We start from the raw sequence: 17,507 nt of genomic DNA, 5'->3' as shown, positions 1-17,507 counted from the left end.
ATAACACAGAAGATTTCTGTAAAATCAAACATGGTGGTTAGAGTCTTTGGTTTGTGTAGTAACTTTCTAAATGGCTCTAACCATCTTTTTTTCAAGCGGTTTTCTTATCCGTAATTCGGGTTAAATATAATAACTGGTCTTGGTCATCAGTTTAGAAATAGCGGTCATGGTAATACGGACCGGTACTGGCAAATCTACACCGCCAGCCTTCAGTGCCGTGTCACGATGATGTAATTCATCTTCATTCATTTGCACCAGTATTTTACGTGAACGTTCATCCTGTTCAGGCAACTGGCTGATATGATGCTGTAAATGCAAGCTCACCTGACGTTCTGTTTCTGCCACAAAACCCAGGCTGTATTTGTCGCCGGCGATACCGGCAATCGCACCCATGCCAAAAGACAGGCCATACCACACTGGATTCAGCAAACTGGTGTGGCTATCCAGTTCCTTTAAGCGGTCTTCACACCAGGCCAAATGATCCTGTTCTTCAATTGCAGCCTGTTCCATTTCACGGCGTACATTCGGGAGTTTGGCTGTTAATGCCTGACCATGATAAAGCGCTTGGGCACACACTTCACCACTATGATTGACCCGCATTAAACCGGCCACATGGCGTGCTTCACTGACACCGAGTTTGGTTTCAACCTCATTCCCCGGGTTTTCACGGTGCGCAGAGGTTGTGCCCGGAACCAGGCTGCGTAGTGCCTGGTCAAATGAATGAATAAATTTGTCAATACCGGTATATTGGCGCATAAAATTAATCCTCTAAAGCATCTTGTTGCTGTGCTGCAAGCATGGGCTTGAGCTTAAACAAGAGCCATGTAGTGAAAATGGCGCTTAGAATCGCTGTGATACTAAAAAGTATTTTAATATCAATCTTAAGTACACTTAAGATGATAATGGAGAATATTGCAGAGGATACCATGAATACGGCATTGAGAATGTTGTTTGCAGCAACTACACGTGCGCGATGTGATGGCGGCGAAAAAGCCTGCATCATGGCATAAAGCGGTACGATATAAAAACCGCCACTAATCCCAAGTAATGTCACAGCAAGCATGACATGGTAATAACTCCAGCCTTGGGTAAAGACATCTTTCAAGCTGAGCAATTCACCGCTACGTTCCGGTACAAAAGCCAAACTCGCTGCCAGATAAAAAGCAAACACGGTTAAGCCAATCGCTCCTATCGGAACCATTTTCAAATTGACTTCTGTACCACCAATTCTGCGGCACAATAACGAACCAATGCCAATCCCGACAGAGAAGAACGTTAATAGCAGGCTGACTACATTTTCAGAGGCGTGCAGGTTTTGTTGAGTTAGCTGCGGAATTTGGGTGAGATAGGTCGCGCCATAAAACCAGTACCAGGAATTGCCGAGTAAAATCAGGAACACGATTGGTAAACTTTTGGCATAACCCAGGGTTTGAAAGCTGGTTCTAAAAAAGTTCCAGTCAATGTGTACGTCTGGTGAAGTCACCTTTTGTTTTAAGACAAAACGACTGGAAAAATATCCCAGCAAGGCAATCGTCACAATCGTTAAGCTGATCCACAACAAATTGCCGTCCGAGGCAGAAATGACCGCACCGCCTAAAATCATCCCGACTAAAATGGCAATTGAAGTTCCTGACTGAAATAAGGCATTTCCGGACATCAATTCATTGGGCTTTAAAATTTCTGGCAAAATGGCATATTTGATTGGTCCGAAGAAAGTCGAGTGAGTACCCATTAAAAATAAAGCCACTAATAAAAGCCACAAATGACCGAGTAAAAAACCCGCCGAGCCAATCAGCATAATCACGATTTCGAGAATCTTGATGCCCCGTACAAGTTGTGAACGTTCGTATTTGTCGGCAATCTGTCCGGCTGTGGCAGAGAAAATGAAATAGGGTAAAATAAACAACAAGGCTGCAAGGTTATTCAGTGTGCTTACGTTGGCAGTTTGCTGGTTAATCCAACCATAGGTAATGACCAGTAATAAGGCTTGTTTATACACGTTGTCATTCAGGGCACCAAAAAATTGAGTGACAAACATCGGTAAAAACCGGCGTGTGCCTAAGAGATGTTCATTTTTTTCCATGGTTTGTGGACTTCATTAAGTTTTATTAAGAAATGTGAGCATTTGGTAAAACACTATAAAAATCATGTATGATGTTTTTAACCTATACTTTAGTGAAAATTCCAATAGATTTGAGTTTGTTAGCGAGCTTTCATTGGGCATTTCCATTACAAATATTATATGAGTTTAGAGTTTTTTATGCTTTCGAAACTGAATTTTAAAAAGACGACGCTTACTTTAAGCGTCAATTCCATTTTACAGTGGAACAATGAGCATAAACGATTCGGACTCAGTATCTTACTCATGTTAATGGCTCAACAGGGTTTTGCACAAGTGACTCAGCCAAATAGCACCATCACTGAAGCAGAATTTCAGCAACAACTCAAAAATGAAGCTATTCAGCAGGAGGGTGTGGGCAGCCGTGCAGAACTGGAAAAACCAGACAACATTCAGCAAACCCCGACTGAATCTGATAGCCTGCAAATGCTGGAGCAGCAAGAACAGGCAACCCAGCCTCTGGAAGAATTCAAGCCGATTGAATTTGAGGATCTGGAAGAACTGCCGATAACCCCTGTCAATGCAGAAATGGCAAATGAAATTTTTCGGGTTGCTGAAGAGGCGAAACGAGAAGCCCAGCAATATCGTGCCGGTCAGGGCACAGAGGTAGCGGTTTCTGATGCCACACAACAAGAGTTGGTTGAAATTAATCAGGCACCGGTAAATATCGATCAGTTGATGTCGAATATTGAGGCAGACAGCCAGATTGTGGTTGAAGCCAATGCAGCCGGTAAAACTTTACCTGAACTGGCCCCCACTGATGAAATTGAAGAACCGAATTTCTTTAAACGCTGGTTATATAAAATACGCCCGCCGCGTCAATTGAATACTGCCAAGCTGGATCGTATCAGTGCCGATGTGATTATTGTCCCTACACCAAATAGTAGCGACGTTTCAGCCAAAGCTTATGCACAGGCTATGGAAAATCTGAAAGAAAATATCAGAGCTAAACTTTCCAGTTTTACCCGGGAATCTTTTAGTGATTTCCCCTCAGCATTGCCGCAGCTGAGGACATTGTCAAATCAGGCTGCACAAGCCGTCGGCTTTTATAATGCCGAATTTAAATTCGAGAAACTCAGTGAAAGTCGTGTTCGGGTCAGAGTAACGACAAATGCACCGGTACAGATTAAAGCACAGAATATTGAATTTAGCGGTGCAGGAGAAAATCAGCCCCAGTTCCAGGTGATCCGGCTTTTGCCCGATCAGGATGTAGGGGATATTTTCAACCATGGTCTATATGAGGAAACCAAAAACCGTATTAGCGATGCCGCAACCAACAACGGTTACTTTGACAGCTATTGGCGCCTGCATGATGTAAAAGTAGCCCAGCCACAAAATACTGTCGATGTGAACCTGCGCTATGAAACGGGCGAACGCTACAAGTTAGGCCCAGTCGAATTCCGCATGAGTGATCCGTCACAGCCATTTCCAATTGATATGGATGTTCTGCAAAGCATGGTTTCCTGGGAGGATGGTGCCGATTATACTTTCTGGCGTGTCAATGGTTTAGCCAATAACCTCACCAACTCGCGTTATTTTAATTACACTCTGGTGGATGCAATACATCCAGATCCAGTTGAGAAAGCGCTGGAACTGCCGCCCGATATTCAGGCTTTGGTCGATCAGCAAAAAATATCTGAAAGTGAGGCTAGCGTTCAGGATAAAAAACGGGTCGCTTCCGCTAAAGAAGTCACCCAATCTGTAGCCGATGAAACCCAGTTTGCGGGTCAAGAGGAAACTGAAGGGGATGAAAATCTTCGTCAGATGCGTGCACAGCAGGAAACCAAACAATCTGAAGAAGAGCGTTTAAAAATTCAGGCACGTGAAGAGAAGAAAGTTCCAGTGATCGTGACTTTAAATGCTGATCGTTTAAATAGTGCAGAACTGGGGGCAGGTTATGGTTCCGATACAGGAGCACGATTACGTGCTCAGTACCGCCGTGCCATCGTCAACCGCCGTGGACATTCTTTTGATGCCAACATGGAAGTGTCGCAAATTCGCCAGTCTATCGATGGACGTTATAATATTCCCTATCACGATCCTATCAATGACTACATCAGTATCGTTGGCGGTTATGAACGTGAAGAACGTGATGACGTGGCACAGGGGAATAGCCTGAAGATTGAATCTGCTGTGGCTGGTGCTGACAGAATTATTAAAAGACCGCGTGGTAGCTGGCAACATACTTTTGGTCTCCGTTATCGTTTGGATCAGATTACCCAACAGGGAACCATTAATACCAATGAAATTCCGGATGCCTTTATTGCCAATGCCAATGACCAGCAGCAATCTTTATTGTTGGGTTATGAGGCATCACTTGCGACCAGCGATAAACGGGTCAATCCGGGTAAAGGCTTTAAGCAGACCTATAAGGTCGAACTTGGCAGTGAGTCATTATTGTCTGATGCTGATATGGCCATTCTCAATGCAGGCTGGCGTTTTATTTATTCATTGGGTGAAAATGATAGTCACCAGTTTGTCGGGCGTGGCGATTTGGGTTATATCTTGACTCAAGATTTTAGCAAGGTGCCTTATAACCTGCGTTACTTTACTGGTGGTGATCAGACAGTACGCGGTTTTGACTATAAAAGTCTATCGCCGGAAGAAAATGGATTTAAAATCGGTGGTCAGGCTCTGGCTGTGGGATCACTTGAATATAACTATCAATTTAAAGAAGGTTGGCGTGCAGCCATTTTTAGCGATGTCGGCAATGCTTATGATAAAGATTTCAATACGCCTACTGCATACAGTATGGGCTTGGGGCTGCGTTGGGCATCGCCAATTGGCCCTATTCGTATAGATGTTGCTTCAGGTATTTCTGATGACAATCATCCAATACGTCTGCATTTCTTTATTGGTTCACAATTATAAATACTGGTTTTTATAAATCTTAGTTTTTAGAGAGTATTATGGCTGAAGTAGAACAGCAACCGGAAACGGAAACACCTAGACCGAAAAAGCGTCGTATTTTAAGGAGTGTGCTATTCACATTACTTATCGTGTTTGTGTTGCTGATTGCTTCTTTCGCCGTGATGTTTAGTACCGATAAAGGCAGCAAGTTTTTACTGGACCGTGTTTTAGAGCGTCAGCAAATTATTCATTATGAATATGAAGGCGGCAATCTGCTCAGCGGTATTATCCTAAAAAATATTTTGGTCACGCTCAAACCTGTAGACGTGAAGATTGACCGAGCAGATGTCACTCTGGGCTGGCGTGCCATTCTTAAAAAAGAAATTCATCTAAATCGTGCCGATGTACGTAATCTGCAAATTATCACCAAACATCCACCGAGTGATAAACCATTTAAATTTAATGAAATCCGTTTGCCCTTTGTTTTGCGTCTAGACACTGCAGATGTCGATCATCTGCTGATTAAGACTGCTTCGGCAAGTGTAAAGTTTCACGATATTCACCTGAATGACGCACTTTGGTCAGGTACTGAACTGAAGTTCGAAGATTCCCGAATGGATATGGGCTATCTTTCGGTGAAAAATGCTACGGGCAACATGAAGTTTGAAGGGAAATACCCTTTACATGCTGTGGGTGATCTGAACATACCTGCACTGCATAAAAATCTAAATATTCATGATATTAAAGTAGTTGCAACTGGATCTTTAGATACGATTCAGGCCGGTGTAGCGACCAATACCCCAGACCTGTTAACCGGTTGGGTGGTACTGCATCCGGTACGCAAACATGTGCCGATGTTTGGCGAGTTAAATTTTAAAAAATATCATTGGCCATTGCTGAAGGAACAAGAGCTATATACCAAAAATGGCGTGGCTAAATTTAATGGTGATATTCAGCGTTTAAATATCGATGCCATTACAGATTTAAGCGGTAAAAATATTCCGCAAGGTCAATATAACGGCAGTATGCATACCGACTTGGTACATCAGCTCGACATTAGCAATTTAAATGGTCAGTTGATGAGTGGTGCGGTGAATGTTGCAGGCGTGGTGAGCTGGAAAGATCATGTCACCTGGGACATGAATGGCCGTGTCGATAAAATTAATCCCAAAGATAAACTGATTCCGCAAATCATCCAAGACTTTCTACCGCCAACTCTGGATGCCAAAATTGCCTCTAAAGGCCGTTTGCAAAATGGTCTGCATTTAACCGCATTGGTAGATTTTGACCGTTATGAAACATGGAATCTAAAGCTCGATCAGGCCGAACAAAAAGGCAAAAAACTCAATCCGATGCTGCTGAATGTGGCTTGGCAAAATATTGATCGTGCCGTGCCTTATGTAGGCTGGTTAAGCAGTAAATCGGGCGATGTCAAATTGGCGCTGGTTGAAGGCAAGCAGGATATTCATGTCGCTACAGCGGTCACCCAAAATGATAAGGGTGTGTTGCCTGAAGGTCTGTATACCGCCCAGCTTAATTTCAAAAATAATGACTTGAATATCCCGAGTTTTAGTTATGTGGCAGGTAAAAGCAGTTTAAGCGGTAGTGCTAAAGTAGATTTTCCGACCAAAAAACGTCAATTTAAATGGAATGCCATTCTCAATGCCAAAGATTTTAATCCGCAAACTGTTGCAGCAGCTGCACCGGTGAATTTGCTTAATGGTCAGGTAAAAGCCAATGGTTTTGCCAAACCGAATCAGCAGATTATTCATTTGAATGCGATTAATTTAACCGGGCGCCTGGCGCAGCAAAATAATAACGAAACAGTACGCTTAACTGGTCGTAGCACCATCGCCCTTTTATTTAATACCCAAAAAGCGGGTGGTGCATTTAAAAGTTTTGCCGTCAACTATGATGGCGCACTCAATGCCAGTCAAATTCCGGCCAGCGAAGGCATGCTCAAGTTCAAGATCTCCGGTACACCTGAACTGGTTAAAGTCGATGAACTGAAACATTCAGGTATTGCCGGAAAAATTTATGCCAGTGGTCTGGTCTATCTTAAAAATGGTTTGGGCTGGAATATCAATGCCTCTTTAGTACGTTTTAAACCGCATTATTTTGTCTCGTCTGTGCGCGGTGAATTATCCGGTAACGTGAAAACTGAAGGGGTTTGGTCAGACAGCTTAAAACGTATTAATATCCAGAAACTGAATATAGCCGGTATCATCAACAATAAACCTGTTCGCGGAACAGGAAATCTAGCGATGGTGATTAATTCAAATCAAAAAGGCTTCCTGCCACAACAGTTTGAAGCGAACAACTTGTATCTTTCTTATGCAAAAAATCAGGTTCAGGCTACTGGTAATGCCCAGAACTTAAGACTGAAAATCAATGCACCGGCCTTGTATGAAATATACAGTGGACTTCGTGGCCGTGCTTATGGCTATTTAAATGTGCAATCACAACCACGCCTGCAAGCGACGGCCAATCTGGCGGTAGACGATTTCGGTTTTAACCAGTTATTCAGTGTTAAAAAATTACGTGTACAAGGCGAGCTGCCGACTTCTGAGTCGACCCCGACCTTGATGACTGCCAAAATGGAAAACTTGCGTAGTGGTAGGCGTGAGATTCAGCAGGGTGAAATTTCACTGGCCGGAACGCGTAAGGCCCATATCCTGAAAGTACAGGCACAAAACAGACTGTCTAAATTTTATGTGCAATTGGCCGGTGGTTTTAATGCACAGAATGACTGGTTGGGACAAATCCAGAAAGGTGATTTTGACTCCTTGCGTGCACGTTTGGTACAACGTCAAAATGCCTCGGTGATTTACAGTTCTGCCAAAAGCGAATTATTTGTCGGAGCACATTGCTGGTCGAGTCAACAAAGCCAGTTGTGTTTTGACCAACCGATTCGGGTCAGTAAAACTAGAGGTAATGTTTCATTTATTACCCGAAATGTCGATTTAAATGACTTTGCTGCCTTTATGCCAGAAGGTCTGGAAATTACCGGTAAGGTCAATGGTTATACCAAAGCAGCCTGGGCACAAGGCAGCAAGCCAAAAATTGATGCCAGACTGGTTAGCCGTAATGGCGTGATTGGGCTGGCAGCTGAAGATCCACAAGATATGGGTTCTACACTTAAATATAATGAAATTGCTGTGGTGGCAAAAAGTATTGCTGCGGGTTTACAGGTTCGTTTAGATGTTAAAACCCCTGAAATTGGTACCGGTTATGCCAATGTCATTATCGACCCTTATAAAGACAGGATGCCGATGCGCGGTGAGATCGCCTTCGATCAGGTACAATTGAAAGTCTTTAAACCGTTTATGCGAGATGTCCGTTCCCTGGCGGGCAACTTGTCTTTTGCCGGAAAAATTAGCGGTACTTTAACGCAGCCTTTGCTGAATGGTGAAATGCGCCTGAAAGATGGTGCGATCAGCATGATTTCCTTGCCGGTGAATTTAACCAATATTCAGGTCTATTCTTCCATTCGCCAGGATCACGCTACCATTAACGGTGCATTTAATAGTGGTCAAGGTGCAGGTGCATTGACTGGTAGTGTAAATTGGAAAGATGATCCCCGCATTCAGTTGCATTTAAAAGGTGAAAATCTGCTTATGCGTCAGGCGCCGTTAATTACCGCCGTAGTTACGCCGGATTTGTCTTTAGATGTGCTGCCGTTTAAGAAGAAATTAAGCTTAAACGGTAAGGTGGATGTACCACGTGCCTTAATTTCGATGCCTGAAGCTTCCGCACCGGTAATCAATGTATCTTCAGATGTACGAATTGTGCGTGAAGGACAAGACCAGCTTGCAATATTAAGGGCAGCCCGTCCTTGGGATATCCGTGCCGATGTCATGGTTAATTTAGGTAATCAGGTGATTTTCCAGGGCTTTGATAGTCGTATTCCACTGGCCGGACGTTTGTATCTTTCACAACGCGGACTTGAAACCGCCATGCGTGCTAATGGTGCAATTGGGGTCAGTCAACGGGTAAAAATTGAAGCCTATGGACAAAGCCTAGATTTGAATCGTGCGATTGCACGTTTTAATGGTCCTTTATATAACCCGACCCTGGATATCGATGCCAATAAGACCGTACAGGGTAGTCTGGTTGGGGTGCGTGTAACAGGTACAGCAACCAGTCCGAATATTCAGGTCTATAACGATGCCGGATTGTCTGAACAAGAAGCCTTAAATGCCATCATTACCGGCCGTATTAATGAAGGTGCCAGTGGTATCAGTCAGGAAGCGGGCTTTAAGTCCGATGTCAATAATACCATTGCTGCTGCCGGAATCAGTATGGGCTTAGGCGGTACACGCGCTCTCACCAACCAGATTGGACGTACTTTTGGTCTGAGTGGTCTGGCGCTGGATGCACAGGGAACGGGAGACGATACTCAGGTCAGTGTGACAGGTTATATTACACCGGATCTGTTCATCCGTTATGGTGTAGGGGTATTTACACCGGTGAATAAATTGACCTTGCGTTATCAAATGAATAAACGCTTGTATCTGGAAGCGAGCCAATCGCTAGAACGTGCGATAGACGTGTTCTATAACTGGCGCTTCTAATGGCTTGAGAATATAAATTCTCAACTATTTGTTATATTTAAAATTTTATCAACATCGGTTTGCATTATTTTTAGCAGTGTAGACCATATACAGCTTGTTACATCATTACGGAATTAAAGACAAGTGTTGCGTTTGTGGTTTTAGCTACAACAAAATATCTCATCATCAGTTACACAAATAAGGATAGTTCACTATTGAATAACACTGTCGAATGTTTGAGCATGATATTTGATTGATCAAACTAGTGATGGATTGTCATGATAGATGAAGAAAAGCCTTTAGATTTTGACGATGATAATGAGCCTCAAGATTTCGAAGATGAAGAATTTATCGACGATAAGAAAGAGGATGAAATGTACAACGCCATTACTAAAGATGGCTCAAGTGTTGACCCTGCAGATGATGGAACTCGTCATATACGACCTGAAGATGGCGATCCGATTGAAGTTGAAGAGTAAAGAAAAGCCCAATTCAATCATGGGCTCATCATTGTTCATGATTGGGACATGAATGCAAACATATTTCCACATCATTTTTATTCTGGTTTCATTAATATCATGAGCAATATACAGCATAGTGTCCTGTTTTTATCCGTTGTAGCGCTTCGATAAAAATTAGATTAATCCAGCCCAGTCATGAGCCACTTAATCAAATGGGGGAGTTGTCAGGGCTATGCTTTAGCAGGCAATTTACACGATGGTTATTGTCATGATTGAAAAGTCCGTTTACTGCTCCACTTCGTTAATGAGCCATTTTACTTAATCTAACGAAAAGCAATCTACAGCTAAAAAATTGGTGGCTATTGAACGCGGATAGATTAATGATGCAATAAAACACCATAATGTAGAGTAGAGCATAAACGTTTTATAAAGCTCAAAAAAAAGCGAGAGTTTAACTCTCGCTTTTTTAAATCATACTTGCAGTCGGCAAGCGTGATTTTTAAATTATAGTGCTACGATGTTTACAGCATTCGGGCCTTTTTGACCTTGAGCGATGCTGAATTCAACTTGTTGGCCTTCAGCCAAAGTTTTGAAGCCATTACCAGTGATTTCGCTGAAATGAGCGAAAACGTCAGGGCCATTTTCTTGTTGAATAAAACCAAAACCTTTAGTTTCGTTAAACCACTTAACAGTACCTTTTACAGTATTAGACATAATAAAATCCTTAAAAATGTTTTTAGCTTATTGAAAAGCCAGATAATTTAACTTGAAAATAAGAATGGAACTTTAAATCTGAAAAACGAAGGATTATGACTAAAACTGCGAAATACAAGAAGATTTACCAGAGCAAACTATTTTTCTAGTTGGCTTTAAGCATACAGTTATGTTTGAAATTATGCAAATGAATAGCTACCTATTGCTGCATTTTATAGCTTAAATTTGTAACTTAATAATTATATTTAATTAAATTAATAACTTAAAGATCAGTTAAAAATAAAAAAATCAATTCAAAGTCTTTTTTAAAACCATGAACTTAAAATAGAGCTTATTTTTATGTACTTGATTTTAGTTTGCTCATGATTTTTGGGGATATCTTGTTTTGATGATTTCGTATTTTCATGAACTTTGATTATGATAGGGGGCAATAGGAGAATATTGATGAAAAAGTTATTCACTTTGATGGCATTGGTTGCCTTGGTGGGCTGTGCTGAAAAGAAGCCGCTAACACCTGAAGAGCAGTGGAAAGGCTATTGTACGAGTATGGGTAATGCGGCAAACAATATTATGTATGATCGTCAAAATACCATTACCAAAGAGGCCGCTATAGAACACGCCAACAAGATTGAAGATGAAATCACCAAAACCTTTATTCTGGATATTATTGAACAGGTCTATGCATTTCCTATAGATGAAATTAATAAAGATCCGGAAGCAAGCCGTAATCAGTTCAAGCAGAAAATTACTGAAAAATGTATCGCCACGCCGCATGACAAAATGCCAAATTACAAACCGTTCTAATGAACGGTTTTTTATATTGATGCATAAAATAGCCTAAGCAAATTAAAAAATAAATTGTCACATTTGCTTAAGTAAAAATATAGAAAAGCTTATCTTGTTATTGAATAATGAAATCAAGAATTATAATGACTGGAGTAGAAATATGGATGTGATTGGCTACTTACATCATGAAGATTTGCTCTTGGAAGATGAGCACGGTGTAGCAATTATTGGTGGTGCAAATTATGTCCTGAGTGTGGGAGATAAAGTGTTTCTGCGCAGAAAGTTGGCAGATCAGCATTATCCTCGTTATTTAGTTGATATTTCATTCGCCAGTAATCAATATCAAGGCCTGTTTGAAGATGAATGTGCAGTTAAATTTACCGGGAATCGTGCAGAATTAGCTCAATATTTAACAGTCACCACTGTCCACTAAGGTTGAATATTTTTATAGAAGCAAAACAGGCAACATGGAGTTGTCTTTTTTGTGTTGAATGTTCCATTAAAAGTAACTTTTTTCATCATTAAAAAGCTTTAAAAGTGAAGGATTTGCTTATTGTGTAATCGATATGCCCATTATTTAGCTATAAAATAATGGGCATCACAAAGAAACACTGTAGTTGCATTAACTTTTAACTGGAATTTTAGTAAAATTTAGCAGTCCATATTATTTGCGAAGCTTTGCATAAGCTGGAATTCGTAAATAATTTTTTAAAAAAGAGGAATAACACTGTGCTAGAAGCTTACCGCCAACACGTTGCAGAACGTGCCGCACTCGGAGTCCCACCGAAGCCACTTGACGATGCTCAAACAGCTGACTTGGTTGAGCTATTAAAAAATCCACCAGCTGGAGAAGAAGCATTTTTAGTTGACTTGCTTGAAAATCGTGTTCCAGCAGGTGTTGACCAAGCTGCTTATGTTAAAGCTGCTTTCTTAGCTGCTGTGGCAAAAGGTGAAGCGACTTCGCCATTAGTTTCTAAAGAACGTGCGGTTTACTTACTGGGTACTATGCTTGGTGGTTATAACGTTGCGCCTTTAGTTGAACTTTTAGACAATGCAGAATTATCAGGTTTAGCTGCTGATGCATTGAAAAAAACTCTTCTTGTATTTGATGCATTCCATGACGTAGCTGACAAAGCGAAAGCGGGCAATGCAAATGCACAAGCTGTTATGCAGTCTTGGGCTGATGCTGAATGGTTCACTAGCCGTAAAGACGTTCCAGAAGAAATCAAATTAACTGTATTCAAAGTTACTGGTGAAACTAACACTGATGACTTGTCTCCAGCTCAAGATGCTTGGAGCCGTCCGGACATCCCATTACATGCAAATGCGATGTTGAAAAACGAACGTGATGGCATCAATCCTGAAAAACCAGGTGAAGTTGGTCCATTAAGCCAAATTAAAGAACTTGTTGCGAAAGGCAACCAAGTTGCTTACGTAGGCGACGTAGTTGGTACAGGTTCTTCTCGTAAATCTGCAACTAACTCTGTTCTTTGGTTCTTTGGTGACGAAATTGCTCACATCCCGAACAAAAAAGACGGTGGTTACTGCTTAGGTGGTAAAATTGCTCCGATCTTCTTCAACACAATGGAAGATGCTGGTGCGTTACCAGTCGAGATTGACGTTACCAACATGAACATGGGCGACGAGATCACACTTAAAATCGACCATGCTGCTGCTAAAGTAACTGCATTCAAAGATGGCGCTCAAATTGCCGAGTCTGAGCTTAAAACTCCAGTGTTGTTAGATGAAGTACGTGCTGGTGGCCGTATCAACCTGATCATTGGTCGTGGTTTGACTGGTAAAGCGCGTGAAGCTTTAGGTCTTGCACCTTCAACTTTATTCCGTACACCAGTTCAACCTGAGAATACTGGTAAAGGCTTCACTCAAGCTCAAAAAATGGTAGGTCGCGCTTGTGGTCTTCCAGAAGGTCAAGGTGTTCGTCCAGGTACTTACTGCGAACCTAAGATGACAACTGTTGGTTCTCAAGATACAACTGGTCCGATGACTCGTGACGAATTGAAAGACTTGGCTTGCTTGGGCTTCTCTGCTGACCTGGTAATGCAATCTTTCTGTCACACAGCTGCGTATCCAAAACCAGTTGACGTACAAATGCAACACACGCTTCCTGATTTCATCATGAACCGTGGTGGTGTTTCATTACGTCCAGGTGACGGTATTATTCACTCTTGGTTAAACCGTATGCTTCTTCCAGATACCGTTGGTACTGGTGGTGACTCACATACTCGTTTCCCAATCGGTATTTCATTCCCAGCAGGTTCTGGTCTTGTAGCGTTCGCTGCAGCGACTGGTGTTATGCCACTAGACATGCCTGAATCTGTTCTTGTGAAATTCAAAGGTAAAATGCAGCCTGGTATCACTCTACGTGACCTTGTACATGCGATTCCTTACCGTGCGATCCAAGAAGGCGATCTTACTGTTGAGAAAAAAGGTAAGAAAAACATTTTCTCTGGTCGTATCCTAGAAATCGACCTGACTGAAATGGAAACTGAATTAACAGTAGAACAAGCATTCGAACTTTCTGATGCTTCTGCTGAACGTTCTGCTGCTGGTTGTTCAATTACGCTTTCTGAAGAGAAAGTTGCTGAATACCTCCGTTCTAACATCACGATGTTGAAATGGATGATTTCTCAAGGTTATGGCGATGCGCGTACTATGGCTCGTCGTGTTGAGAACATGGAAAAATGGTTGGCGAATCCATCACTTCTTAAAGCTGATGCTGACGCTGAATACACTAAAGTGTATGAAATCGACCTAGCTACAATCACTGAACCTGTTCTTTGCTGCCCGAACGATCCAGATGACGCTAAACTTCTTTCTGACGTTCAAGGCGTTAAGATTGACGAAGTATTCGTTGGTTCATGTATGACGAATATCGGTCACTTCCGTGCTGCTGGTAAATTACTTGATAAAGTACCTGGTGGCGTATTGTCTACTCGTTTATGGTTGGCTCCGCCAACTCGTATGGACGAGCACCAATTGATGGAAGAAGGTTTCTATAACATTTATGGTAAAGCTGGCGCTCGTACTGAAATGCCAGGCTGTTCATTATGTATGGGTAACCAAGCACGTGTAGCTCCGAACACAACTTGTGTATCGACTTCTACTCGTAACTTCCCGAACCGTTTAGGTCAAGGCGCTAACGTTTACTTAGCTTCTGCTGAACTTGCATCTGTTGCTGCTGTACTTGGTAAATTACCAACTCCAGAAGAATATCAACAATATGCAGCTCAAATTGACAGCATGTCTGCTGACATCTATCAATACTTGAACTTCGACAAGATGGGCGAGTATACAGATGCTGCTAAAGACATCGATACCAAGAAAATTGCTGCTGCTCAATTGTCTTGATTGAATAAGTAGTTGAAAATAAGGGCTGATTTATCAGCCCTTATTTTTTGGAGTAATGACAAGTATAGAGAGTTGGTATTCTGGACTTTTTAAAAGCCTCAATGAATTTATACAAACGTCTGATCTTTGCTGAAAAGTAATATTTCCAAGCACTCTAATAGAACAATGACTTTAAATATCAAATAAAAGTGCGAATATTTTGTTGAGATGGAATATGAAAAGAGCATTTAAAAAATGACTCAGTTTTTAAAAATAATCAATTAATATTTTCTTATTAAAAATAAATATTTATTGAATAAGTTTAGCTAAACAATTTAGAATAAAAACTACACAGTTCTAGTGGTTGTTCAAGTCCGTGAATCTACCAGCTACTCACTATTTCTTGTTGATTTACCCAATTTGCTTAATTCTGATTGGTACGGCCTTTATTGTTGCATATTTAAGGTTTAAAGCACCCAAGTATTTAATGTGGATGGGAGTTGGTTGTATTCTGTTATCTGTAGCATTCGCTACACAGACATTGATGACAAATACACAACTACGGCTAACAGCGCCTTGGTTTGCAATTCTGTATATAGGTGGGGTTTGGGCAGTCGTACATGGAATGTTCTTAAAAGCTAATGCAAAATTAAATAGATGGATCTCTTCTGGCCTTATTATTGCGGGTATAACTTTACTTCTATATTTCACCTATATCGATGAGAATTTATGGTCACGAGTGGTCATAGTTAGTGTGGTGATTTTATGCCTGGAAGCTTTAGCCCTACCAAAAGTATATGTTTTATTTAAGAAAACCTATGCTTTAGAAAAACTTTTGTGTTTGAGTTATTTTTTCGTCGTTATCTATGCCTTTATTAGAGCTTTAATAGTCATTGTGTATCTTCAAGAACTGCAACATATGACCGTGGCGACCACAACTTGGTGGATGATGCTGATTTCTATAAATGTTTTTATCAGTCTGTGGTTTGCCATTATTCTCTCGGCCGTAGCTGTAAAAGAAATGTTTACTAGCCTTAATGAAGAGCGGTTGAGAGATCCTTTAACCAAATTGTATAACCGGAATGGCTTCCTGGAAAAAACCAAAGACCTGTTTGAGAAAAAACAATATGGTGAAGTTTATCTTGTGATGTGTGATATTGATAATTTTAAGAATATAAATGATACATGGGGACATGTTGTGGGAGATAAAATTTTATACGCATTTGCCGATATATGCAGATTTAATATTCGGGAAGGTGATATTGTTGGGCGGTTTGGTGGGGAAGAATTTATTATCTTGCTGCAAAGTCCAAATGAGGAGGCTTCATGGGTTTTAGTTGAGCGTTTACGTAAAAAGGTTGAAGATCAAATTTTTATTCATGACATTAAAATTACTGCAAGTTTTGGAGCGGCTAAAATAGAAACTGAATCTCAGTTTATGAGTGCCTTGGAAATAGCAGATAAGCATTTATATGAAGCCAAAAATAGTGGACGAAACCGGGTATGTTTTAATTAAAAAAATTAGATTTACCTTTAATGTCCGGATTTTGAATTAAATAAAAAATTATAGAACGCCATTATTTTTGTCCATAATATACAAGTAATAAATTTCAGACATTAAAAAGCCCCATGGTTAGGGGCTAGTCGTATATAAGATCTAAGCTTATATACTGTAAGAGGCTCATCTCAAACTAATTGTATTAGAACATAATTTTCTAAAATTGGCGATGTATAAATGCTTAAGCCAAGAGTTCTTTTTCAATCACCGACCATAAATTTTGATGAGACTTCTTAAACATCAGCATATGACCAATCGTTTTATGTCCGTAGCTTTTTGGTTTTAGCTCAATCATTTGAGTATCGGCATTCGGGTACAGGCGTAATAAATCCTTTACGTTGGCTTCCGTTGCAATTTCATCATCCGATGACCACAGTACCGTAATCGGGCAGCTAATTTGAGTGTGATAATCTTCAAACACGCTTTTGCCAATCGCATTGATCACATAACCCGGTTTACGACAAAATTGTGCCTATTGTTTGGTGACATCTTTAGGTAGATTTTCTCCCATTCCAATTGCTTGAGTTGGAGCATAACCTTTGGTGATGCGAGCCAATGGAAAAAGGACATTAAACATGACAGAAGCCAGCAATTTGGTGCGGCCCTTTAAGCCTTTAACATGCCCGGTTGAACCTGAAACCGCAACAACTTTGGCTACTTTTTCATGATTAGGCACAATACCCAAAAGCTGACCGCCAGCACTGTGACCAACTAAAATGACCTGATCGGCTTGAGTTTTATATAACAAGGTTTCTATTGCAGCGGGAATATCCAGTTTACCCCAATCTATAATGCTGGCTTCAGATTGACTAAGCGGACCATGTAAAGAACGACCAATTCCGCGGAAATCGAAACTCAAAACCTCATAGCCTTGTGTGATTAACCATTCTGCAAAAGCATGATAAAAATTCTGGGTAATCCCGGTTGCTGGACAGATGAGGACGGGGTAATTCTTTTTTTGCGTAGCGCTGGCTGCATAAAAGCGGCCGCTAATGTTAGCGGCAGTGTAAAAATGACCCCCTAATGGCATTTAAAAACTGACCCCCTTGGTTAATATAGCGGTCATTTTGGACTGCTCAACATGTTAACTTTGGAGCAAGCAGTGACAATCCAAATAC

10 protein-coding genes and 1 pseudogene are annotated in these 17,507 nt (G+C 41.1%); 7 read left to right on the top strand and 4 right to left on the bottom strand.

Features of this window, described 5'->3' with window-relative positions:
• Positions 1–120 precede the first annotated feature (120 nt).
• Positions 121–756, bottom strand: coding sequence for a 2-polyprenyl-3-methyl-6-methoxy-1,4-benzoquinone monooxygenase (gene coq7, locus FTT87_RS13935; RefSeq protein ID WP_086197293.1), 636 nt, complete (start codon positions 754–756; stop codon positions 121–123).
• 4 nt (positions 757–760) lie between these two features.
• On the bottom strand, positions 761–2,083 hold the full coding sequence (locus tag FTT87_RS13930) for an MFS transporter (protein WP_180175019.1): 1,323 nt from the start codon (positions 2,081–2,083) through the stop codon (positions 761–763).
• A gap of 177 nt (positions 2,084–2,260) precedes the next feature.
• On the opposite strand from FTT87_RS13930, the gene FTT87_RS13925 reads away from it, so the two are divergent.
• The 3 genes from FTT87_RS13925 (at position 2,261) to FTT87_RS13915 (ending at position 10,001) form a co-directional block, all read left to right on the top strand.
• Positions 2,261–4,990, top strand: coding sequence for an autotransporter assembly complex family protein (locus FTT87_RS13925; RefSeq protein WP_180175018.1), 2,730 nt, complete (start codon positions 2,261–2,263; stop codon positions 4,988–4,990).
• Between the two features lie 38 nt (positions 4,991–5,028).
• Complete coding sequence (locus FTT87_RS13920; RefSeq protein WP_180044461.1) at positions 5,029–9,543, top strand: translocation/assembly module TamB domain-containing protein; 4,515 nt, start codon at positions 5,029–5,031, stop codon at positions 9,541–9,543.
• 257 nt (positions 9,544–9,800) lie between these two features.
• On the top strand, positions 9,801–10,001 hold the full coding sequence (locus tag FTT87_RS13915) for a hypothetical protein (RefSeq protein ID WP_086197297.1): 201 nt from the start codon (positions 9,801–9,803) through the stop codon (positions 9,999–10,001).
• Positions 10,002–10,487: 486 nt separating this feature from the next.
• On the opposite strand, the gene FTT87_RS13910 is transcribed toward FTT87_RS13915, so the two are convergent.
• Positions 10,488–10,697 (bottom strand): cold-shock protein, encoded by a 210-nt coding sequence (locus FTT87_RS13910; RefSeq protein ID WP_086175076.1) that lies wholly within the window; start codon positions 10,695–10,697, stop codon positions 10,488–10,490.
• Between the two features lie 444 nt (positions 10,698–11,141).
• Here FTT87_RS13910 and FTT87_RS13905 point away from each other — a divergent pair, with 444 nt between their 5' ends.
• From FTT87_RS13905 to FTT87_RS13890, 4 genes are all read left to right on the top strand, one after another.
• Positions 11,142–11,501 (top strand): hypothetical protein, encoded by a 360-nt coding sequence (locus tag FTT87_RS13905; RefSeq protein WP_166169877.1) that lies wholly within the window; start codon positions 11,142–11,144, stop codon positions 11,499–11,501.
• 142 nt (positions 11,502–11,643) lie between these two features.
• The gene (locus FTT87_RS13900) at positions 11,644–11,916 is read left to right on the top strand and encodes a hypothetical protein (protein ID WP_180043747.1); all 273 of its coding nucleotides are present in this window, start codon (positions 11,644–11,646) and stop codon (positions 11,914–11,916) included.
• A 296-nt stretch (positions 11,917–12,212) separates the two neighbouring features.
• Entirely contained in the window at positions 12,213–14,852 is a 2,640-nt protein-coding gene (locus FTT87_RS13895; RefSeq protein WP_086197300.1) for a bifunctional aconitate hydratase 2/2-methylisocitrate dehydratase, read from the top strand.
• 355 nt (positions 14,853–15,207) lie between these two features.
• Positions 15,208–16,347, top strand: a complete 1,140-nt coding sequence (locus tag FTT87_RS13890) for a diguanylate cyclase (protein WP_180043745.1) — start codon at positions 15,208–15,210, stop codon at positions 16,345–16,347.
• A 223-nt stretch (positions 16,348–16,570) separates the two neighbouring features.
• On the opposite strand, the pseudogene FTT87_RS13885 reads toward FTT87_RS13890, so the two are convergent.
• A pseudogene (locus FTT87_RS13885) lies at positions 16,571–17,419 on the bottom strand (alpha/beta fold hydrolase).
• Between the last annotated feature and the right edge of the window lie 88 nt (positions 17,420–17,507).

The organism is Acinetobacter sp. YH01022, assembly GCF_013420235.1.
Classification (GTDB): domain Bacteria; phylum Pseudomonadota; class Gammaproteobacteria; order Pseudomonadales; family Moraxellaceae; genus Acinetobacter.
The sequence above is the reverse complement of the archived record's forward strand: the minus strand, read 5'-3'. Positions and strand labels throughout refer to the sequence as shown.